Annotated in this window: 21 protein-coding genes and 1 other RNA gene; 6 read left to right on the forward strand and 16 right to left on the reverse strand. The window is 62.2% G+C overall.

What is annotated here, in order from left to right:
- Positions 1–100 precede the first annotated feature (100 nt).
- From gcvH to VXM67_RS01420, 9 genes are all read right to left on the reverse strand, one after another.
- The gene (gene gcvH / locus VXM67_RS01380) at positions 101–484 is read right to left on the reverse strand and encodes a glycine cleavage system protein GcvH (RefSeq protein WP_367237457.1); all 384 of its coding nucleotides are present in this window, start codon (positions 482–484) and stop codon (positions 101–103) included.
- Positions 485–531: 47 nt separating this feature from the next.
- A complete protein-coding gene (gcvT, locus tag VXM67_RS01385) occupies positions 532–1,614 on the reverse strand; it encodes a glycine cleavage system aminomethyltransferase GcvT (RefSeq protein ID WP_367237458.1) in 1,083 nt (360 codons plus the stop codon).
- A 124-nt stretch (positions 1,615–1,738) separates the two neighbouring features.
- A complete protein-coding gene (locus VXM67_RS01390; RefSeq protein WP_023382961.1) occupies positions 1,739–3,319 on the reverse strand; it encodes an iron ABC transporter permease in 1,581 nt (526 codons plus the stop codon).
- A 206-nt stretch (positions 3,320–3,525) separates the two neighbouring features.
- The gene (locus tag VXM67_RS01395; protein ID WP_027907209.1) at positions 3,526–4,527 is read right to left on the reverse strand and encodes an extracellular solute-binding protein; all 1,002 of its coding nucleotides are present in this window, start codon (positions 4,525–4,527) and stop codon (positions 3,526–3,528) included.
- 151 nt (positions 4,528–4,678) lie between these two features.
- Entirely contained in the window at positions 4,679–5,896 is a 1,218-nt protein-coding gene (locus tag VXM67_RS01400; protein ID WP_177325273.1) for a 2-octaprenyl-3-methyl-6-methoxy-1,4-benzoquinol hydroxylase, read from the reverse strand.
- A 9-nt stretch (positions 5,897–5,905) separates the two neighbouring features.
- Entirely contained in the window at positions 5,906–6,388 is a 483-nt protein-coding gene (locus VXM67_RS01405; RefSeq protein WP_023382964.1) for a DUF4442 domain-containing protein, read from the reverse strand.
- The gene (gene ubiH, locus VXM67_RS01410) at positions 6,385–7,584 is read right to left on the reverse strand and encodes a 2-octaprenyl-6-methoxyphenyl hydroxylase (RefSeq protein WP_023382965.1); all 1,200 of its coding nucleotides are present in this window, start codon (positions 7,582–7,584) and stop codon (positions 6,385–6,387) included. The genes VXM67_RS01405 and ubiH overlap by 4 nt, the downstream gene beginning before the upstream one ends.
- Positions 7,581–8,915: a Xaa-Pro aminopeptidase gene (pepP, locus tag VXM67_RS01415; protein ID WP_023382966.1), complete on the reverse strand. Its 1,335-nt coding sequence runs from the start codon at positions 8,913–8,915 to the stop codon at positions 7,581–7,583. The genes ubiH and pepP overlap by 4 nt, the downstream gene beginning before the upstream one ends.
- A 29-nt stretch (positions 8,916–8,944) precedes the next feature.
- Complete coding sequence (locus VXM67_RS01420; RefSeq protein ID WP_023382967.1) at positions 8,945–9,499, reverse strand: YecA family protein; 555 nt, start codon at positions 9,497–9,499, stop codon at positions 8,945–8,947.
- A gap of 154 nt (positions 9,500–9,653) precedes the next feature.
- Between VXM67_RS01420 and VXM67_RS01425 the strand changes: the two genes are divergently transcribed.
- The 4 genes from VXM67_RS01425 (at position 9,654) to VXM67_RS01440 (ending at position 11,064) form a co-directional block, all read left to right on the forward strand.
- Positions 9,654–9,863 (forward strand): TIGR02449 family protein, encoded by a 210-nt coding sequence (locus VXM67_RS01425; RefSeq protein ID WP_023382968.1) that lies wholly within the window; start codon positions 9,654–9,656, stop codon positions 9,861–9,863.
- Positions 9,860–10,177, forward strand: coding sequence for a cell division protein ZapA (locus tag VXM67_RS01430; RefSeq protein ID WP_023382969.1), 318 nt, complete (start codon positions 9,860–9,862; stop codon positions 10,175–10,177). The genes VXM67_RS01425 and VXM67_RS01430 overlap by 4 nt, the downstream gene beginning before the upstream one ends.
- A 17-nt stretch (positions 10,178–10,194) precedes the next feature.
- Positions 10,195–10,374: non-coding RNA, 6S RNA (gene ssrS, locus VXM67_RS01435), on the forward strand.
- Between the two features lie 81 nt (positions 10,375–10,455).
- Entirely contained in the window at positions 10,456–11,064 is a 609-nt protein-coding gene (locus tag VXM67_RS01440; protein ID WP_023382970.1) for a 5-formyltetrahydrofolate cyclo-ligase, read from the forward strand.
- Positions 11,065–11,082: 18 nt separating this feature from the next.
- Here VXM67_RS01440 and VXM67_RS01445 read toward each other — a convergent pair whose 3' ends face one another.
- Entirely contained in the window at positions 11,083–11,232 is a 150-nt protein-coding gene (locus VXM67_RS01445; protein ID WP_023382971.1) for a hypothetical protein, read from the reverse strand.
- 177 nt (positions 11,233–11,409) lie between these two features.
- Between VXM67_RS01445 and VXM67_RS01450 the strand changes: the two genes are divergently transcribed.
- Positions 11,410–11,862, forward strand: coding sequence for an EVE domain-containing protein (locus tag VXM67_RS01450; protein ID WP_367237459.1), 453 nt, complete (start codon positions 11,410–11,412; stop codon positions 11,860–11,862).
- Between the two features lie 273 nt (positions 11,863–12,135).
- Here the strand turns inward: VXM67_RS01450 and VXM67_RS01455 are convergent, their stop codons facing one another.
- Entirely contained in the window at positions 12,136–12,540 is a 405-nt protein-coding gene (locus VXM67_RS01455; RefSeq protein ID WP_023382973.1) for a flagellar basal body-associated protein FliL, read from the reverse strand.
- 157 nt (positions 12,541–12,697) lie between these two features.
- On the opposite strand from VXM67_RS01455, the gene VXM67_RS01460 reads away from it, so the two are divergent.
- A complete protein-coding gene (locus tag VXM67_RS01460) occupies positions 12,698–13,675 on the forward strand; it encodes an NADPH:quinone oxidoreductase family protein (protein WP_023382974.1) in 978 nt (325 codons plus the stop codon).
- Between the two features lie 91 nt (positions 13,676–13,766).
- Here VXM67_RS01460 and VXM67_RS01465 read toward each other — a convergent pair whose 3' ends face one another.
- The 5 genes from VXM67_RS01465 to trxA all read right to left on the reverse strand — a co-directional run bounded on the left by VXM67_RS01465 (position 13,767) and on the right by trxA (position 19,252).
- Entirely contained in the window at positions 13,767–14,417 is a 651-nt protein-coding gene (locus VXM67_RS01465) for a gamma-glutamylcyclotransferase (protein WP_027907207.1), read from the reverse strand.
- Between the two features lie 279 nt (positions 14,418–14,696).
- Positions 14,697–15,665, reverse strand: a complete 969-nt coding sequence (locus VXM67_RS01470) for a CDP-6-deoxy-delta-3,4-glucoseen reductase (RefSeq protein WP_367237460.1) — start codon at positions 15,663–15,665, stop codon at positions 14,697–14,699.
- Positions 15,665–17,131, reverse strand: coding sequence for a 4-hydroxy-3-polyprenylbenzoate decarboxylase (gene ubiD / locus VXM67_RS01475; RefSeq protein WP_023382977.1), 1,467 nt, complete (start codon positions 17,129–17,131; stop codon positions 15,665–15,667). Before ubiD ends, VXM67_RS01470 begins: the two co-directional genes overlap by 1 nt.
- Before the next feature lie 203 nt (positions 17,132–17,334).
- The gene (gene rho / locus VXM67_RS01480) at positions 17,335–18,594 is read right to left on the reverse strand and encodes a transcription termination factor Rho (RefSeq protein WP_023382978.1); all 1,260 of its coding nucleotides are present in this window, start codon (positions 18,592–18,594) and stop codon (positions 17,335–17,337) included.
- Positions 18,595–18,922: 328 nt separating this feature from the next.
- Complete coding sequence (trxA, locus tag VXM67_RS01485; protein WP_016392405.1) at positions 18,923–19,252, reverse strand: thioredoxin TrxA; 330 nt, start codon at positions 19,250–19,252, stop codon at positions 18,923–18,925.
- Positions 19,253–19,335 lie beyond the last annotated feature (83 nt).

Below are 19,335 nucleotides of genomic sequence, written 5' to 3' on the forward strand. Positions count from 1 at the left end.
ATAAGTCTAGGAAGGATTGCCGATTCTGCGGGAATTCTTGGGGTTGCAGTACCGGGCTCCTGCAGGAGGGTGCCTGCTGCAGGAGCCAGCGACCAGGCGATTACTCGCCGATGGCAGCCTTGTAGCCGGCGGCATCCAGCAGCTTGTCCAGCCCGGACGTGTCGCTTGGCTTGAGCTTGAAGATCCACGACTCGTAAGGTTTTTCGTTGAGCAGCTCGGGGCTGTCGGCCAGTTCTTCGTTGACGGCGATGACTTCGCCACCGACCGGGGCGTAGATGTCGGAAGCGGCCTTGACCGACTCCACAACGCCGGCAGCGTCGCCAGCAGCGAACACCTTGCCAACTTCCGCCAGCTCTACGAACACCACATCACCCAGGGCTGCCTGGGCGTGATCGCTGATGCCCACGGTGACGGTCCCGTCAGTTTCCAGGCGTGCCCATTCATGGCTTTCGGCATAACGCAGGTCGGCGGGGATATTGCTCATGTCTTGTATTCCTCGATTGGCTCAGCGGTCGGTCCGCCGTTGATTGTTCAGATCAGAATCTTGCCGTGGCGCACGAAAGTGGGTTTTACCACACGCACCGGGTACCACTTGCCGCGAATTTCGACTTCGGCGCGGTCGCCAGTGGCCATGGGCACGCGCGCCAAGGCGATGGACTTGCTCAGCGTAGGCGAGAAACTACCACTGGTGATCTCTCCTTCGCCAATGCCAGCGACACGTACCACCTGATGGGCACGCAACACGCCACGTTCTTCGAGCACCAGCCCAACCAGTTTTTCCTTCACGCCACTCTTGATCTCGTCCTGCAGCGCAGTGCGGCCAATGAAGTCGCGCTCGGCAGGTTCCCAGGCAATGCTCCAGCCCAGGTTGGAGGTGAGCGGCGTGTGGTTTTCGTCGATGTCCTGGCCGTACAGGTTCATGCCGGCTTCCAGTCGCAGGGTATCGCGGGCGCCAAGGCCGCTGGGGGCGATGCCGGCACCGACCAGGTCGTTGAAGAATGCAGGGGCCTGATGACCGGGCAAGATGATCTCGAGGCCGTCTTCACCGGTGTAACCGGTTCGGGCGATGAACCAGTCACCTTCGGCCATGCCTTCGAACGGGCGCAATTCGCGGATCAGCGCGGCACGCGAGGCACTGACCAGCGCGGCGACCTTCTCGCGGGCGTGGGGGCCCTGAATGGCAAGGATGGCCAGGTCGGAACGCTCATCCACACCCACCTCGAAACCCGCGCTGCGTGTCGTCAGCCAGGACAGCACGCTGGCTCGGGTCGCGGCATTGGTCACCAGGCGGTAGCCGTCCTCGGTGCGATAGACGATCAGGTCATCGATGACCCCGCCTGCGTGGTTCAACAGCGGGCTGTACAGGGCTTTGCCGGGGCTGTCCAGGCGAGCGACATCGTTGGCCAGCAGCTGTTGCAGCCAAGGCGTGGCGGCACTGCCATCGATGTCGATGACGGTCATGTGGGACACGTCGAAAACCCCGCAGTCGCTACGCACCTGGTGGTGCTCTTCGACTTGCGAGCCATAGTGCAGGGGCATATCCCAACCGCCGAAATCGACCGTCTTGGCGCCGAGCGCCAGGTGCAGGTCATACAAAGGCGTGCGCTGTCCCATGGGTTTCTCCTTCCGGGCTTGGCGAAGCGGCAGCGGGCGATGACGTTTGGTCGTCAACTCTTGTTATAGGACCCGCCGCTGCGAATGCCGCGCATTGTAGCCGCAAGGGCGCGGGCTGGCATCCTTACTGACTGTGACCGGGACGTCTGGCCGAACGGCGGATCAAGCCGATGACCGGTAGCAGCCCAACCAGCACAAGGGTCAGCGCGGGTAACGAAGCACGCGCCCACTCCCCTTCGCTGGTCATCTCGAACACCCGCACCGCCAACGTATCCCAGCCGAAAGGACGCATCAGCAAGGTTGCCGGCATTTCCTTGAGCACATCGACAAATACCAGCAAGGCCGCGCTGAGAGCACCTGGAACCAGTAATGGCAGATACACCTTGCAAAACAATCTCGCGCCACCGACACCCAGGCTGCGCGATGCCTCCGGCAGCGAAGGCCGGATACGCTCCAGGCTGCTTTCCAAGGGGCCGTAAGCCACTGCGATGAAACGCACCAGATACGCCAGCAGCAGCGCCGCCAGGCTGCCCAGCAACAGTGGCTTGCCTGCGCCCCCCAGCCACTGGGACAGCGGCACCACCAACTGGTTATCCAGATAGCTGAAGGCCAGCATGATGGACACCGCCAACACCGACCCCGGCAACGCGTAACCCACGTTGGCCAGGCTCACGCCAGCACGGATGACGTGCGTCGGCGCCTGACGTCGGGCAAAGGCCAGCACCAACGCCACGCCAACGGTGATCAGCGCCGCCATGGCGCCCAGATACAGGGTGTGCAGTACCAGGCTGACGTATCGCTCATCCAGGTCATACCGCCCGCGCTGCCAGAACCACGCCAGCAATTGCAGCAGCGGAATGACGAAGGCACAGGCGAATACGAGCAGGCACCAGCCACTGGCCAGCAGCGCCTTGCCGCCGCGTAAATGGTAAAGCGCCCGCCCTCGTGGCCGCTCGTTGCCATGGTGACTGGCACCCCGGGCACGACGCTCGCCATACAGCACCAGCATCACCGCCAGCAGCAGCAGGCTGGCCAACTGCGCCGCGCTGGAGAGGCTGAAGAAACCGTACCAGGTCTTGTAGATGGCCGTGGTGAAGGTGTCGAAGTTGAATACCGCAACTGCGCCGAAGTCGGCCAGTGTCTCCATCAACGCCAAGGCAATACCCGCACCGATGGCGGGTCGGGCCATTGGCAACGCGACCCGCCAGAACGCTTGCAGCGGCGACAGCCCCAGCACCCGCGCCGCTTCCATCAGGCCCTTGCCCTGGGCGAGGAACGCCGTGCGCGCCAGCAGGTAGACGTAGGGGTAGAACACCAGCACCAGCACGACGATCACCCCGCCCGTGGAGCGCACACGGGGCAAGCGCATCGGCCCAAACATTTCGCGCAGGGCAGTCTGCACCGGGCCGGAGAAATCCAGCAGGCCGACGAAGACGAAGGCCAGCACATACGCCGGAATGGCGAATGGCAGCATCAACGCCCAGTCCAGCCAGCGTCGGCCGGGGAATTCACAGAGGCTGGTGAGCCAGGCCAGGCTGACGCCTAACACGGTGACCCCGACGCCGACCCCGAGTACCAGGGTGGCCGTGTTGCCCAGCAAGCGGCTCATCTGGGTATCGAGCAGGTGCGACCATATTTGCGGGTCGATCGACTGCCACGACAGCAACAGCACGCTCAGGGGCAAGAGCACCAGGGCGGCGGTCATCAAGACCGGGAGGTACCAACGGCGTTGGGGCGTGTGCGGCAAGTTGACTGTCTCTGAGGCTGAATTGCGACCGCTTTGGGGTCATTCGCGGGTAAACCCCCTCCCACAGGGTGCGGCGCCGCTCTTGATGACGGCGAAATACCTGGGGGAGCGGGTTCACCCGCGAAAGGGCCTTCGCAGGCCCCCGAAAGGATAAGGCCTGGGGCTTAGTTCCAGCCAGCCCGGTCCATCAAGCGAATCGCTTCGGCCTGGCGCTTGCCGGCGACTTCAACCGGAATGCTGTCGGCCTTGAAGCTACCCCAGGCCGCCACCTCGTCCGATGGCTTGACCTTTGGGTTGGCCGGGAATTCCTGGTTGATATCGGCGAACAGCTTTTGCGCTTGCTCGCCGGTCATCCACTCGACCAGCTTCTTCGCCGCTTCAGGATGCGGCGCATGCTTGGTCAGGCCGATACCCGAGAGATTGACGTGCACGCCTCGGTCGCCCTGGTTTGGCCAGAAGATCTTCACCGGCAGTTGTGGATTCTGATTGTGCAGACGCCCGTAGTAGTAGGTGTTGACCACCCCCACATCGCACTGGCCTGCCGCGATGGCCTGGATCACCGCGTTGTCGTCGGAGAACACGTCCGTGGACAGGTTATTGACCCAGCCTTTGATGATTTGCTCGGTCTTGGCCTCACCGTGTGTCTCGATCATCGTGGCGGTCAGCGACTGGTTATAGACCTTCTTCGCCGTCCGCAGGCACAGGCGGCCTTCCCACTGCTTGTCGGCCAGAGCTTCGTAGGTGCTCAACTCTTCAGGCTTGACCCGCTCGGTGGAGTAGATGATGGTCCGCGCACGCAGGCTCAGGCCGGTCCAGTCATGGGACGACGCGCGATACTGCGGGGGGATGTTCTTGTCGATGATGTCCGACTTGATCGGCTGCAGGATGCCCATCTGCTCGGCTTGCCACAGGTTGCCGGCATCGACGGTAAGCAGCAGGTCGGCCACACCATTCTCGCCCTCGGCCTTGATGCGCTGCATCAGCGGGGCTTCCTTGTCGGTGATGAACTTGATCTGGGTGCCGGTCTTGGCGGTATAGGCGTCGAAAACTGGCTTGATCAGCTCGTCGATGCGCGAGGAGTACACCACCACTTCGTCCGCTGCCTGGGCAGTGCCGCCCAGCAGGGTCAAGGCCAGAACGGCCAGTAGGGGCTTGCGTGGCAACATGAAAAGCACTCCTCGAATGGTATGAGAGGTGCAAATGGTAGTGAATCCCATTTTGCAGCTCATCCTCGGAGCCGTTACCGGATGTTGCAAAGCCCCAGCACCACCAGAAGCCGGCTTGCCGGCAATGAGGCCGCCAAGCGGCACCCACGCATCAGGCCTTGGCCAACTCAGGCAGATCCCCACTCAAGCCCAACGCCTGGCGCACGAACACCGCCTTGGCCTCCGGCATCTGCTCCACCAGCTTCAAGCCGGTGTTACGCAGCCAGCGCAACGGCAGCGGATTGGCCTGGAACAGCCGCTCGAAGCCCTCCATGGCCGCCATCAGCGCCAGGTTGTGCGGCATACGCCGGCGCTCGTATCGGCTCAGCACCTTCACATCCGCCAACCGCTCACCACGCTCACAGGCATTAACCAACACCTCGGCCAGCACGGCGGCGTCGAGAAACCCCAGGTTGACGCCCTGCCCGGCCAACGGATGAATGGTGTGCGCGGCATCGCCAATCAGCACCAGGCCTTCATCCACGTAGCGCTTGGCATGGCGTTGGCGCAGCGGCACGCAAACACGCGGGTCGGCCTCCAGCACATCGCCCAGTCGCCCCTCGAAGGCTTCCTGCAGCGCCCTGCGGAAGGCGTCGTCCTCCAACGCCATGATCTGCTCGGCTTGTTCAGGCGTGGTCGACCATACGATCGAGCACCACTGCTGGTTGCCATCGCGCGATAAAGGCAGAAACGCCAGCGGCCCCTCGTCGGTAAAACGCTGCCAGGCGGTGGCTCGATGCGCCGCGCTGCAGCGCACACTGGTCACGATAGCGTGGTGCAGGTAATCCCATTCACGGGTCTGGCAACCCGCCAGGCGTCTCACCGCCGAATTGGCGCCGTCGGCGGCCACCACCAGAGGAGCTCGCAGGCTGCGACCGTCGGCCAAGGTCAGCAGCCACTCGTCACCGGAGCGGCGCAGCTGCTCCAGGCGTGCATTGGGCAAGAGGCCGATATCGCTGTCGTGCAGGCGCTCCAGCAACCCATCCTGCACCACCCGGTTCTCGACGATGTGGCCAAGTACCTGGGCATGCACGCTGGCCGCCGAGAAATGAATCTGGCCGGTGCCGCTTCCGTCCCAGACCTGCATGTCCGAATAGGGCGAGACGCGTCGCCCAGCGATGCCTTCCCAGGCCCCCAGGCGCTCCAGAATTCGCTGGCTCGCTGCGGACAAGGCGCTCACCCTGGGCTCGAACGGCGCCTGGGCATCGAAGGGTTTGACCGACAGCGGGCTGCCGTCGAGCAGGAGAATATCCAGGCCACTGTGGCGCAAGGCCAGGGCCAGGGCGCTACCGACCATACCGGCACCGACAATCAGTACATCTGCGCGCATTTCCATGCTTTACGCCTGCCTCGCTTGCGGCTTGAGCCGCACGTATAGGGTTTTATCGACCCGCGCCACCAGCTCGCCGGCGCCATCGCGTACATCCACCTGCAAACGCGGCAGGTACTTCTTGCCGGAAGCGGTTTGCTGGCGAATGTCGTCCAGCAACGCATCGTCGAGGTGGAACTCGGCGTACACCGGTCCTTTGCCCGGGGCGATGAAGTCGATGCTGGCAGCCTTGTCCCAGACGATGTACTCGCGGCCCAGCTGTTCGATCAGCAGCAACATGTAGAACGGATCGACCATCGAGTACAGACTGCCACCGAACTGGGTACCGACGTAGTTGCGGTTCCAGCGGGTCAGTTTCATGCGGACCTTGGCGCTGCGCATGTCCGGGCTGATGTGCTGCACGCGGATACCGGCGCCGAGGTAGGGAGGGTACAGGTTCAGCAACCAACGCAGCATGCGAGCCCGGCGAGCCAGGCGGCGTGAATCGCTCATGCCTGGCCCCGCGCGTCAGGGCGGGTGCCCAGGCCCATGGCCTGGCGCGCGAACCAACTTTTCGCCGGCGGCAGCAGGTCAAGCCCGAGCAATCCGATGTTTCGCCCTGCCGCCAGCAATGGCTGGCTGCTGCCGAACAGGCGGGTCACCTGGTCGGAAAAGCCGATGGTCAGCGCCTGGTCGAGTCGCTGGCGCTGGTGATAGGCCTGCAGTGTCGCAAGGTCGCCCGGATGTTGCGGGCCAGCCAACAGCGCGTCGGTCAGTGCCTGCACATCGCGCAATGAAAGGTTGAAGCCCTGGCCGGCTATCGGGTGCAGGCTGTGCGCAGCATTGCCCAGTACCACCAGGTGCGGTCGCACCTGTTCCTCGGCCTCCACCAGCGCCAGCGGATAAAGGTGCCGCGCGCCCACCTGACGCAGGGCGCCGAGGCGATAGCCAAAGGCGTCCTGCAGCTCACGCAGGAAATGGCGCTCGTTGATATCCGCCAGGCGCTGGGCGTCCATTCCCTGGCGGGTCCAGACGAGCGCGCAGCGATTGTCCGGCAATGGCAGCAGGGCCATCGGACCTTGTTCGGTGAAACGCTCGAAGGCTTGCCCGCGATGGGCCTCACCCGGTGTGATATTGGCGATCAGTGCACTTTGTTCGTAGGGCCTGCGACGCACATGGATGCCCAATTGCTCACGCAGACCCGAGCGGCCGCCGTCGGCCAGAATCGCCAGGTCGCATTCCAGGCTGGTGTCATCGTCCAGTCGCAATCGGTATCCACCGTCGATGGCCTGCATCGACCGGACCTCCGCCGGACAGCGCCAGCTCACCACCTCGCTGTCCAACCCTTGCCACAGGCACTGGCCAAGCCAGGCGTTCTCCACCACGTAGCCCAGTGCCGGCACACCTTCTTGCGAAGCATCCAGGCGTGTTGCGCCAAAGCGTCCACGGTCGGAGACCTGGATCTGCAGGATGGGTTCGGCACGTCGGCTGATGGTCGGCCACAGGCCCAGGTGATGGTAGATCTGTTGGGTACCAAACGACAGCGCGGATGAACGTGCGTCATAACTGGGCTGGAAGCTATCACCCGGGGCAAACGGCTCGATCAGCAGAATCTTCCAGCCTCGTGCCTTGGCACCTGCCTGCAGGGCCAAGGCCAGGCTTGCACCGACGAGGCCGCCGCCGATGATCGCCAGGTTGACCCGGCTCATGCTGCATCCCTGCGCGCGGCCGCCATCAGTGCCTCGATTTCAGCGACTGTCTTGGGCACATCCGACGTCAGAATTTCACAGCCCTGCCTGGTCACCACTACATCGTCCTCGATTCGCACACCAATGCCACGCCACTTCTTCGCCACCGTCTGATTGTCGGCAGCAATGTAGATACCTGGCTCTACCGTAAGCGCCATGCCGGGCTCGAGCACCCGCCACTGGCCACCGACCTTGTACTCGCCTACATCGTGCACATCCATGCCCAGCCAATGTCCGGCTCGGTGCATGTAGAAGGCGCGATAGGCCTCGCTTTCGATCAACGCCTGCACCTGGCCCTTGAGCAGCCCCAGTTCCACCAGGCCCTCGGTGATGACCCGCACGGTCGCCTCGTGGGCGTGATTCCAGTGCTTGCCCGGAGCGATCTCGGCGAACGCGGCCTCCTGGGCCTTGAGCACCAGTTCGTAGATCGCCTTCTGCTCGGGGGAAAAGCGTCCACTGACCGGGAAGGTGCGGGTAATGTCGCTGGCATAGCAGTCGATCTCACAGCCAGCGTCGATCAGCACCAGGTCGCCATCCTTGAGCAGGGCGTCATTTTGCTGGTAATGCAGAATGCAGCCATTGCGCCCGGCCGCGACGATCGAGCCGTAGGCCGGCATTTTGGCGCCACCTTTGCGGAATTCGTAATCCAACTCGGCTTCCAGGCTGTACTCGTGCAGCCCCGCCCGGCAGACCTGCATGGCCCGCACATGGGCGCGCGCGGAGATTTGCGCGGCAGCACGCATGACCTTCACCTCCGCCGCCGATTTATACAGGCGCATGTCATGCAGCAGATGATCCAGCGCAACGAACTCGTTCGGTGGCTGGGCGCCCAGACGGGCCTTGGAACGGATCACGTTGATCCAGTCCATGAGCCGGCGATCGAACTCGGGGTTACTGCCCATGGCGCTGTACACCCGCTCGCGCCCTTCGATCAGGCCCGGGAGGATCTCGTCGATGTCGGTGATCGGAAAGGCGTCATCGGCTGCAAAGTCGCGAATCGCCCCTTCCTGGCCGGCCCGCACACCGTCCCACTGCTCACGCTCGGGGTTGCGCTCACGGCAGAACAACACGTACTCACCGTGCTCGCGCCCAGGAATGAGCGCAATCACGGCTTCAGGCTCGGGGAAGCCGCTGAGGTACTGGAAGTCGCTGTCCTGGCGGTACACATGCTCGACGTCGCGGTTGCGAATGGCGACTGCAGCGGCAGGCAGGATGGCGATGCTGTTGGGAACCATCTGCGCCATCAGCGCCTTGCGCCGACGGGCATACTCGGCCTTGGGTATGTGGCTCATGGACAAGACTTCCCCCCAGGGTGATCGAATCAGTGCAGCGATGGCTTGGGTGCGGGTGCGGCGGGTGCGGCCAGCTCCGTATAGAGCAGCAGCGGCGCGACACGCAGATACTCCATCACTTCCATGTAGTCGCTTTCGCCATCCTCGGACTCTTCCAAGGCTTCCTGGACTTGAGAAATGGCGACCAGGTCCTGCAGGACCTCTTTCGCATCGGTGGACAGGTCCTTGCCGCCAGCGTTCAGACCAAAGCCGGTAATGAAACCTTGGCACCATTGGCCCAGCGCGGTGGCGCGCTCGGTCAGCGGGGCTTCGTCGCCTGGCAGCAGCAGGACGATGGCGATGTCCTCGCCAGTGAGTTCGGCCTTGACCATTTCCTGCAGGCCAACCAAGGCATTGCGCACGGAGTCCGCGGGCTCGCTTTCCAGCGCGCCTGCGGCATCGGCCAGCCAGGCTTCGGGGTCGAAGCCCGCGCCAGCGCAGCTGCGGCCGATCAGCAGACCATGCAGTTCGGCGGGAGATACAGGGTGACCGTTGCTCGAAAGCAGCGAGGCGAAAGCGGTGTAAGGCGATTGAGTATTAGGCATGGGCAGCTAGGCGCCAGGCGGCGCAATGACTAGAATGAAGACCTTGTATCCTAGCACCGGCAGGCGCGCCAAGACCATCGGCACTGGCCGCCATTGCCCAGGGAGAGGCATCATCGCCAGGTGAGTCAACGACGGAGCGAATCGAGTGCAACCCATGCAAGAGAAAGACCTGCAAGCGCTGATGAGCCGGTTCGAGTTGCTGATCGAACGTGTCGAGCAACTTAAACGGCAAAATGCACTCCTAATTGCTCAGGAAAAATCCTGGCGCGAGGAACGCGCCCACCTCATCGAAAAGAACGAAATCGCCAAGCGCAAGATCGAGTCGATGATTTTACGCCTGAAGGCCCTGGAGCAAGACTCATGAGTTCAAGCAATAGCGTTACCGTGCAGATCCTCGACAAGGAGTACTCGATCATCTGCCCTCCGGAAGAACGCAACAACCTGGTCAGCGCCGCACGCTATCTGGACAGCAAGATGCGCGAGATCCGCAGCAGCGGCAAGGTCATCGGTGCCGACCGCATCGCCGTCATGGCGGCCCTTAACATCACCCACGAGCTGCTGCACCGCCAGGACACCCCGGAAACGGCCAGCACAGGCACTACCCGTGAACAGGTACGCGACCTGCTGGAACGGGTCGACCAAGCGCTGTCCGACGACGCGGATACCAAAATCGGCTGAGATTGGTATACTGGCGCCACTCCCTGGGGGATGCGCCAGTCGGTTATGTCCCTGAGCCGATACGCACAACCACGGGGGTTGCACGCTGGGGCCGGTGTGCATGTCCGCCCGACGGAAAGCCTTAACGCCCCCTGCAATCTCCACCTTGAACTTTCGGGTTCAAGGGCTACACCGATAGCGGTCTTATCGGGGAGCCTGAATTCGCTTGCCCGCCTCCTCTGGCGGGCAATTCGTTTTGGCCGGCCCAGTCGGCCAGCACACCTGGGAACGCCCGTGCCATGACCGACACCGCGCCGCTCACCCGCCCCCAGCTTCGTCGCCTGCTTCGCGATGCCCGCCGCGCCCTGACGCCGGCACAGCAACATCGAGCCGCACGTGGCCTGTATCGCCAACTGGCGCAGCACCCGCTGTTCCGCCGTGCCCGGCACATTGCCCTATACCTGCCCAACGATGGCGAAATCGACCCGCAGTTGCTACTGCGCGAAGCCCAGCGTCGTGGCAAGCGCACCTACCTGCCAGTGCTGCACGCCTGGCCGCGCACGCGCATGGTGTTCCAACGCTTCGAGCACGGCGAAAAACTCAAACGCAATCGGTTTCGCATTCCAGAACCGGTCACCGACCGCAAGCGTCAGCGTCCGATCTGGTCGCTGGATCTGATCCTGCTGCCACTGGTGGGGTTCGATGAGGTCGGCGGACGCCTAGGCATGGGCGGCGGTTTCTATGATCGCAGCCTCGCCTACCAGGCTCGTCGTCAAACCTGGAAAAAGCCACTGCTGCTGGGGCTGGCCCATGAGTGCCAGAAAGTGGAGCGACTGGCTCAGGCCAGCTGGGATGTACCGCTACAAGGCACGGTCTCGGACCGCGGCTGGTACATGGCGCCGAACTGATCGGCGCCAGCGGGGGAATCAGCGCTGCTGCTGGCCGGCGTCGACTGGCGCCTGGTAAGCGGCATCGAGCTTGCGCTCCCAGATACCCTGCGCATAACCGGTGGTGACCACGCCAAGTCCAAAGATGAATACCAGGATCCAAAGCAGATCTGGTTTACGTTGGTTCATCGAAAATTGCCCCCCTAGGCAATGGTCAGGCTCGGCGACCTTCTTGGTGTCGCCGGAGCGTCTAGCGTTAAAATCGGCGCATTTTCCGACAACCTGAGTCGACACGCAAACGTTGACGCCAACCGACTGTCGGTTTCATGCAACAGGTTATTTCAAACTTTTTCAGGAGCAGCATCCATGGCCTATTGGCTGATGAAATCCGAGCCCGACGAGCTCTCGATCGAAGGCCTGGGCCGGCTGGGGGAAGCGCGCTGGGATGGTGTGCGCAACTACCAGGCACGTAATTTCATGCGCGCCATGAGTGTCGGAGACGAGTTCTTTTTCTACCATTCCAGCTGCCCGCAGCCGGGAATCGCCGGCATTGCCAGAGTCGTCAACGCAGCTTACCCGGACCCGACTGCGCTGGATCCGATAAGCCACTATTTCGACGCAAAGGCCACTACCGATAAGAACCCCTGGAGCGCAGTGGACGTGGCGCACGTAAAAACGTTCAGCCAGGTGCTGGGGCTGGGCTTGCTCAAGCAGCAGAGTGCATTGGAGGCGTTGCCGTTGGTGCAGAAGGGCACGCGGCTGTCGGTGATGCCCGTGACCGATGAGCAGTGGGCGGCGATTATTGCCTTGGCCCGGTGAATTCGAGTGGTCCGTCTGGCGTTGTTCAGCGCCGTCACCATCGAGCGCCGCCCGCGCGGCGCATCGCGAGCAAGGCTCGCTCCTACGTCTATTCCGGGCCAATTATTCCTGTGGGAAATGCGCGCGAGTGCACACAAGGCGGTCGCGTGCGTTGGCACAGACATGACTGGCCAGAAACAAACGTAGGAGCGAGCCTTGCTCGCGATGCGCCGCGCGGGCGGCGCGCGATCTCAACCGCACCACACAATTACCGGCGAGCCTATCGAGGCAGCATCACTGCACGATCAAATTGTTGAACAGCAGGTCCTCGACGATCGGCTTGCCTTCCTCGGCCTCCATTACCTGCTGCACCTGTTTCAGCGCTTCCTGGCGCAGCTTTTCCTTGGCCTCTACATTGCTCATGTTATCCACACCCTGCTGGGTGAACAGCGCCACCAGCTGATTGCGAATCAACGGCTCATGGTGTTTGACCGCAGCAGCGGCGGCATCGCCCGTCACACGCAGGGCCACATCGGCTTTGTACACGCGCAGCTTAGGGCCACCATCGAGGGCATAGTTGCCGACGAAGGGCGGGCTCAGGCTGATGTAGGAGACCTTGGGCTCTCCTTCCTTGGCTTCTTCGGCCATGGCCGCCGCTGGCAGCATCAGGGCCAGTACCATCAAGATCCACGCTTTCACGAATTAGCTCCTCAATACAGTTGGCGCCAGCTTACCCAGCACGCCGCTCAAACCCAAGCTCCGGCTTATGCCAGCCCATCAGGCCGGGGCATGCTCGTTGACCGGGCAGGCGGCACTCCTACACTTATCGGCCACCACACGCAAAGGAATAGCCCCGATGAAAGCTGTGTTGTGCAAAACCCTGGGCCCTGCCAGCAACCTGGTAGTGGAGGAAGTGGCCAGCCCGGTGCCGAAGAAGAACGAGATCCTGCTCGACGTACACGCGGCCGGGGTGAATTTCCCTGACACCCTGATCATCGAAGGCAAATACCAGTTCCAACCACCACTGCCCTTCTCTCCCGGTGGTGAGGCGGCTGGTGTGGTGGCGGCGGTAGGCGAGAAGGCCGGCGCTTTCAAGGTCGGTGACCGGGTCATGGCGCTGACCGGCTGGGGCGCCTTCGCCGAACACGTGGCGGTGCCCTTCTACAACGTGATGCCGATCCCGCAGGGTATGGATTTCGCCACCGCCGCTGCCTTCGGCATGACCTACGGCACTTCGATGCATGCGCTCAAACAGCGCGGCCAACTGAAGCCTGGCGAAACCCTGCTGGTACTGGGTGCATCCGGGGGCGTCGGCCTGGCGGCTGTGGAAATTGGCAAGGCCATGGGCGCCAAGGTGATCGCTGCAGCCAGCAGCGCGGAAAAACTCGCCGTGGCCAAGGCTGCGGGTGCCGATGAAGTGATCGATTACAGCAAGGCCAGCCTGAAGGATGAGATCAAGCGACTGACCGGCGGCCAGGGCGTGGATGTGATCTACGACCCAGTGGGAGGCGAGCTGTTCGAACAGGCAGTGCGCGGGCTGGCCTGGAATGGTCGGTTGCTGGTGGTGGGGTTTGCCAGCGGCACCATCCCTCAGCTGGCGGCGAACCTGGTGCTGCTCAAGGGCGCAGCGGTGCTCGGGGTGTTTTGGGGAGCATTCGCCCAGCGCCAGCCAGAGGACAATGCCGCCAACTTCCAACAGCTGTTCGTCTGGCATGGCCAGGGCAAGCTGAAACCGCTGGTCTCGCAGACTTATCCACTGGCCGAAGCTGGGGCGGCTATCGATCGACTGGGGCAGCGGCAAGCTGTGGGTAAGTTGGTGGTGCTGGCCAAGTAGGGCTGGAAGCGTTCATTGCCTGTACCCGCCCTATCGCCGGCCAGGCGTCTGCTGAAGGGGGATGCTTGGGAAGGTACAGGCAGTGGGGAACTCAAACCTCGCGCAGGTTATGGCAGCGCCTGAAACGCGCCTCGAGGTTGCGATCCGGCATCTGGTGGCTGCGCAAGGCATTCAAGGTCTGCTCGACATAATCGCGCGTAGTGCCATAGCGCCCCTTGGCACTGGCCAGGATCTGGCTGAGCAAGGTATCCGGCAGGTTCCCTGCGTAACAGGGCAAATGCCGCTCCAACACGAACCCCAGGGCCTGGACCTTGCTCCCATCGCTGAGCCGGCAGCTCAACCAGTGCGGCCGATACGCCGGGTAAGGCATTTCGCGCTGCCACAGGGCCATCAGCGAGTCGTCCAGGTTGCTTTCATCAAGCCGGTAGGCAAAACCGCTGCAAGAGCCACCCCGATCCAGGCCAAACACCAGGCCGGGCGTTTCAGGCGTGCCACGGTGCTCATGCGACCACAAGTACAACCCACGGTGGTAACCATGCACCCGCGCGCGTTGGCGCTCCACGGAGTTGCATTCCGGGCGCCAGATCAAGGAACCATAGGCGAACAGCCAGACCGGGCCGCCCTGGTGCCGTGACATGGTCGTCTGCATGGAGTTGTACAGTTGCTCACGGGTCAGTTGTTGCCCGAAGTCAAGCGAGGGTGGATATGAAACTTTCCAGGATGAACTTTCAAGTGCCGACATAAGCTGCCGCCATGATTCCCTGTGAATAGCGCTTGTAGCGGAAAAGACGATTCAAGGCAGATCTTACTCTGCTGCCCATGCCAGCCAAATCGCCGGCTGGCCGGCTCCCGTGGAGGCGTCATGTCTAACTTAAGACAGCCACCGCCTTAGCTCAAGTATATGTCGAAATTTTCATGGGGCCTTCCGACGATTGGGAATTATTATTCCGAAAAACGCGAAAGTTATTAACCAAGGCGGTAATAGTTACCGCCTTATACCGACGCTTTCAAACTTCGGTTATTAACTGCGGGGGGCGTAGGCAAACACATCGGCACGCATACGGTGCGCGTCCATACCAGCCTCGACCAATGCATCGAGCGTGGCATAGACCATGTTGGGCGAGCCACTGGCGTAAACATGCACGGCATTCAGGTCGTCCATGTCTTCGCAGACCGCTTCATGCAGCATGCCGCAGCGCCCTTCCCAATCGCATAGGTCGCTGACGACCTTGTGCAAGTACAGATTGGGCAGGCGCTCCCACTCGTCCCAATGCTCGATGGCATAGAAATCTTCGGGGCGCCGCACTCCCCAGTACAGGTGGACCGGGTGCTTGAAACCTTGAGCGCGGCAATGTTCGACCAGGCTGTGCATCTGCCCCATACCCGTGCCCGCAGCGATCAATACCAACGGCCCGTCGGGCAGCTCGGCCAGGTGGGCATCGCCAAATGGCATTTCGATGCGCGCCACGCCATCACGCTGCAGTTGCTCGATCAATTGTCGGGCGCTGTCTTCGCGGACCAACACATGCAGCTCCAGGTCCCGCCCGCAATGGGGGGCTGAAGCCAGCGAGAAGGCCGCCTGCTTGCCACCCTTGCGCTCGATCATCAGGTACTGCCCGGCGTGGTAGCGCGGCGGCTTTCCGGCCGGCGCACGCAGACGCACGCGCCAGACATCGCCACCTACCTCGGCGCATTCGCTCACGGTGCAAGCCAGTTTACGCACCGGCAGCTCGCCCAACGCCAGCACACCATCCCACAGCAAGACACAGTCCTCCAGTGGCTCGGCAATGCAGGTGAACAGCTCGCCATGGCCACGGACTTCGCCATCCTGGCGCACCCGCCCCTCCACCAACAACGCGGCGCAGACATGGCAATTGCCATTGCGGCAGCTGTTCGGGCAGTCATAGCCCAGTCGCCGCGCCCCATCCAGGATCCGTTCCCCGGGTTCGAGCGCCAGCACTGCCCCGGACGGCTGCAACGTTACCTGCATCAATCTATTCCCAACTGATCCCACAGCTCATCGATACGGCGGGTGACCGCCTCGTCCTTGACGATGGCACGGCCCCATTCCCGCGTAGTCTCGCCTGGCCACTTGTGGGTGGCATCCAGGCCCATCTTCGACCCAAGCCCCGATACCGGCGACGCGAAATCCAGGTAGTCAATCGGCGTATTGTCGATCATCACCGTATCACGCTTGGGGTCCATGCGCGTGGTGATCGCCCAGATCACATCGTTCCAGTCGCGGGCGTTGATGTCATCGTCGGTAACGATAACGAACTTGGTGTACATGAACTGTCGCAGGAACGACCACACGCCCAGCATTACGCGCTTGGCGTGCCCTGGATACTGCTTCTTCATGGTCACCACCGCCATGCGGTACGAGCAACCTTCCGGAGGCAGGTAGAAGTCCACGATTTCCGGGAACTGCTTCTGCAGGATCGGCACGAACACTTCATTCAGCGCCACACCGAGGATCGCCGGCTCATCCGGTGGACGGCCGGTGTAGGTGCTGTGGTAGATCGGCTTCTGGCGGTGGGTGATGCGCTCCACGGTGAACACCGGGAAGCTGTCGACCTCGTTGTAGTAGCCGGTGTGGTCGCCATAGGGGCCTTCCGGGGCCATTTCACCCGGATGGATCACACCTTCGAGAATGATCTCGGCGGTTGCCGGGACCTGCAGGTCGCTGCCACGGCATTTGACCAGCTCGGTACGGTTGCCGCGCAGCAGGCCGGCGAAGGCATACTCGGACAAGGTGTCAGGCACAGGCGTGACCGCGCCAAGGATGGTCGCCGGGTCCGCCCCAAGCGCCACTGCGACCGGGAAAGGCTGGCCTGGGTGCTTCTCGCACCACTCACGGTAGTCCAGCGCGCCACCACGGTGGCTCAACCAACGCATGATGACCTTGTTGCGACCAATCAGCTGCTGGCGGTAGATGCCCAGGTTCTGGCGGTCCTTGTTGGGGCCGCGGGTGACGGTCAGACCCCAGGTGATCAGCGGAGCCACGTCGCCCGGCCAGCAATGCTGGATCGGCAGCTGGGTAAGGTCGACATCCTCGCCCTCGACCACCACTTCCTGACAGACCGCGTCCTTGACCACTTTCGGCGCCATGGACACGACTTTCTTGAAGATCGGCAGCTTGGACCAGGCGTCCTTCAAGCCCTTGGGCGGCTCGGGTTCCTTGAGGAAGGCCAACAGCTTGCCGATTTCGCGCAGTTCGTCGACCGACTCGGCGCCCATGCCCATGGCCACCCGCTCCGGGGTGCCGAACAGGTTGCCCAGCACCGGCATATCGAAGCCGGTGGGCTTTTCGAACAGCAAAGCTGGGCCCTTGGCGCGCAGGGTACGGTCACAGACCTCGGTCATTTCCAGGACTGGGGAGATCGGAACCTGGATGCGCTTGAGTTCACCGCGCTGCTCCAGGCCACGGATGAAGTCGCGCAAGTCGCGATACTGCATGCATGAGCCTCGTATTGGCCGTATCGGTCGGGGTGCAGAGTGTAGCGCCGTTCAGGCCTTTATTGGGGGCAAAAATGATGTGGGGCCGCTTCGCGCCCCTTTCGCGAGCAAGCCCGCTCCCACAAGATCACACTGACCCTGTGGAAGCGGGCTTGCCCGCGAAGAGGCGCGAAGCGGCCCCAATCAATTCCAGCTTGAAGTGCTTACTTGCGCTTCATCGACAGGAAGAACTCATCGTTGGTCTTGGTCTGCTTGAGCTTGTCGACCAGGAACTCGATGGCAGCGACTTCGTCCATCGGGTGCAGCAGCTTGCGCAGAATCCACATGCGCTGCAACTCGTCGTCGGCGGTCAGCAGCTCTTCGCGACGGGTACCGGAGCGGTTGATGTTGATGGCAGGGAACACACGTTTCTCGGCGATACGACGGTCCAGGGGCAGCTCCATGTTGCCGGTACCCTTGAACTCTTCGTAGATCACCTCGTCCATCTTCGAACCGGTTTCTACCAGCGCGGTGGCGATGATGGTCAGCGAACCACCTTCCTCGATGTTACGGGCGGCACCGAAGAAGCGCTTCGGCTTCTCAAGGGCATGTGCGTCGACACCACCGGTCAGCACCTTGCCGGAGCTCGGGATCACGGTGTTGTAGGCACGGGCCAGACGGGTGATGGAGTCGAGCAGAATGACCACGTCCTTCTTGTGCTCGACCAGGCGCTTGGCCTTCTCGATGACCATCTCGGCCACCTGCACGTGACGGGTTGGCGGCTCGTCGAAGGTCGAGGCGACCACTTCGCCGCGCACGGTGCGCTGCATCTCGGTCACTTCTTCCGGGCGCTCGTCGATCAGCAGGACGATCAGGTGGCACTCGGGGTTGTTACGGGTGATGTTGGCCGCGATGTTCTGCAGCATGATCGTCTTACCCGCTTTCGGCGGAGCGACGATCAGGCCACGCTGGCCTTTACCGATCGGGGCGCACAGGTCGATGACACGGCCGGTGAGGTCTTCGGTGGAACCGTTGCCGGCTTCCATCTTAAGGCGCTCGTTGGGGAACAGCGGCGTCAGGTTCTCGAACAGAATCTTGTTCTTCGCGTTTTCCGGACGGTCGAAGTTGATGGTATCGACCTTCAGCAGCGCGAAGTAACGCTCCCCTTCCTTCGGTGGACGGATCTTGCCGACGATGGTGTCGCCGGTACGCAGGTTGAAACGGCGGATCTGGCTAGGCGAGACGTAGATGTCATCGGGGCCGGCCAGGTAGGACGCATCAGCCGAACGCAGGAAACCGAAACCATCCTGGAGAATCTCCAGCACGCCGTCACCCGAGATCTCTTCGCCGCTTTTCGCGTGCTTTTTCAGCAGGGCGAAAATCACGTCCTGTTTGCGCGAACGGGCCATGTTTTCGATGCCCATCTGTTCGGCCATTTCCAAAAGATCGGTAATCGGCTTTTGCTTGAGTTCAGTCAGGTTCATAAGGGGAGTGACGTAATCATGTAAGAAGGGAGAATTAAGCTTTGGCTTAATGAGGCCGCGCCGCTAGATGGCGACAGGATCGCGTACTGATTCGAATTAGGGATGCTTCGGCGACGGCGTGCAGAGGGCACTGAAGAAGCAGTGCGAGGCCGAATGTAACACTTGCATTTTTCGACGTCTAGTGGTTTTGACGAGGGAAATCGAACCTTTTGGGACCGGATTTAGCTGCGAAGGCATCGACCGGCTGAACCTTGGATTCGCGGGGGATCCCGCTCCCACAGGGTCGTCGAGCAAAAGAAAAGCCCCGCATTCGCGGGGCTTTTTCACATCACAGATGGGCGTCGAGGAACGCAGCCAGCTGGGATTTGGACAGAGCGCCGACCTTGGTAGCTTCGACGTTGCCGTTCTTGAACAGCATCAGGGTCGGGATGCCACGCACGCCATGCTTGGCCGGGGTTTCCTGGTTGTCGTCGATGTTCAGCTTGGCGACGGTCAGTTTACCTTCGTAGGTGGCGGCGATGTCGTCCAGAACCGGAGCGATCATCTTGCATGGACCGCACCATTCAGCCCAGTAGTCGACCAGCACCGGGCCTTGAGCCTGCAGGACTTCGGCTTCGAAGGTGGCGTCGGTGACGTGTTTGATCAGATCGCTGCTCATGGATATCTCCAGGGTCGTAAGCAAAAAACGTGGCCCATCATAGCCGCACAGGCTGCCTACAGGAAGTCACGGACGATTGAGTG

Origin of the sequence: Pseudomonas sp. Rh2 (assembly GCF_040762985.1) — a bacterium.
Classification (GTDB): Bacteria; Pseudomonadota; Gammaproteobacteria; order Pseudomonadales; family Pseudomonadaceae; genus Aquipseudomonas; species Aquipseudomonas taiwanensis.

Coding starts and splice junctions, on each gene's coding strand:
- gcvH (WP_367237457.1), bottom strand. CDS start 484: ATGAGCAATATCCCCGCCGACCTGCGTTATGCCGAAAGCCATGAATGG.
- gcvT (WP_367237458.1), bottom strand. CDS start 1,614: ATGGGACAGCGCACGCCTTTGTATGACCTGCACCTGGCGCTCGGCGCC.
- VXM67_RS01390 (WP_023382961.1), bottom strand. CDS start 3,319: ATGACCGCCGCCCTGGTGCTCTTGCCCCTGAGCGTGCTGTTGCTGTCG.
- VXM67_RS01395 (WP_027907209.1), bottom strand. CDS start 4,527: ATGTTGCCACGCAAGCCCCTACTGGCCGTTCTGGCCTTGACCCTGCTG.
- VXM67_RS01400 (WP_177325273.1), bottom strand. CDS start 5,896: ATGCGCGCAGATGTACTGATTGTCGGTGCCGGTATGGTCGGTAGCGCC.
- VXM67_RS01405 (WP_023382964.1), bottom strand. CDS start 6,388: ATGAGCGATTCACGCCGCCTGGCTCGCCGGGCTCGCATGCTGCGTTGG.
- ubiH (WP_023382965.1), bottom strand. CDS start 7,584: ATGAGCCGGGTCAACCTGGCGATCATCGGCGGCGGCCTCGTCGGTGCA.
- pepP (WP_023382966.1), bottom strand. CDS start 8,915: ATGAGCCACATACCCAAGGCCGAGTATGCCCGTCGGCGCAAGGCGCTG.
- VXM67_RS01420 (WP_023382967.1), bottom strand. CDS start 9,499: ATGCCTAATACTCAATCGCCTTACACCGCTTTCGCCTCGCTGCTTTCG.
- VXM67_RS01425 (WP_023382968.1), top strand. CDS start 9,654: ATGCAAGAGAAAGACCTGCAAGCGCTGATGAGCCGGTTCGAGTTGCTG.
- VXM67_RS01430 (WP_023382969.1), top strand. CDS start 9,860: ATGAGTTCAAGCAATAGCGTTACCGTGCAGATCCTCGACAAGGAGTAC.
- VXM67_RS01440 (WP_023382970.1), top strand. CDS start 10,456: ATGACCGACACCGCGCCGCTCACCCGCCCCCAGCTTCGTCGCCTGCTT.
- VXM67_RS01445 (WP_023382971.1), bottom strand. CDS start 11,232: ATGAACCAACGTAAACCAGATCTGCTTTGGATCCTGGTATTCATCTTT.
- VXM67_RS01450 (WP_367237459.1), top strand. CDS start 11,410: ATGGCCTATTGGCTGATGAAATCCGAGCCCGACGAGCTCTCGATCGAA.
- VXM67_RS01460 (WP_023382974.1), top strand. CDS start 12,698: ATGAAAGCTGTGTTGTGCAAAACCCTGGGCCCTGCCAGCAACCTGGTA.
- VXM67_RS01465 (WP_027907207.1), bottom strand. CDS start 14,417: ATGTCGGCACTTGAAAGTTCATCCTGGAAAGTTTCATATCCACCCTCG.
- VXM67_RS01470 (WP_367237460.1), bottom strand. CDS start 15,665: ATGCAGGTAACGTTGCAGCCGTCCGGGGCAGTGCTGGCGCTCGAACCC.
- ubiD (WP_023382977.1), bottom strand. CDS start 17,131: ATGCAGTATCGCGACTTGCGCGACTTCATCCGTGGCCTGGAGCAGCGC.
- rho (WP_023382978.1), bottom strand. CDS start 18,594: ATGAACCTGACTGAACTCAAGCAAAAGCCGATTACCGATCTTTTGGAA.
- trxA (WP_016392405.1), bottom strand. CDS start 19,252: ATGAGCAGCGATCTGATCAAACACGTCACCGACGCCACCTTCGAAGCC.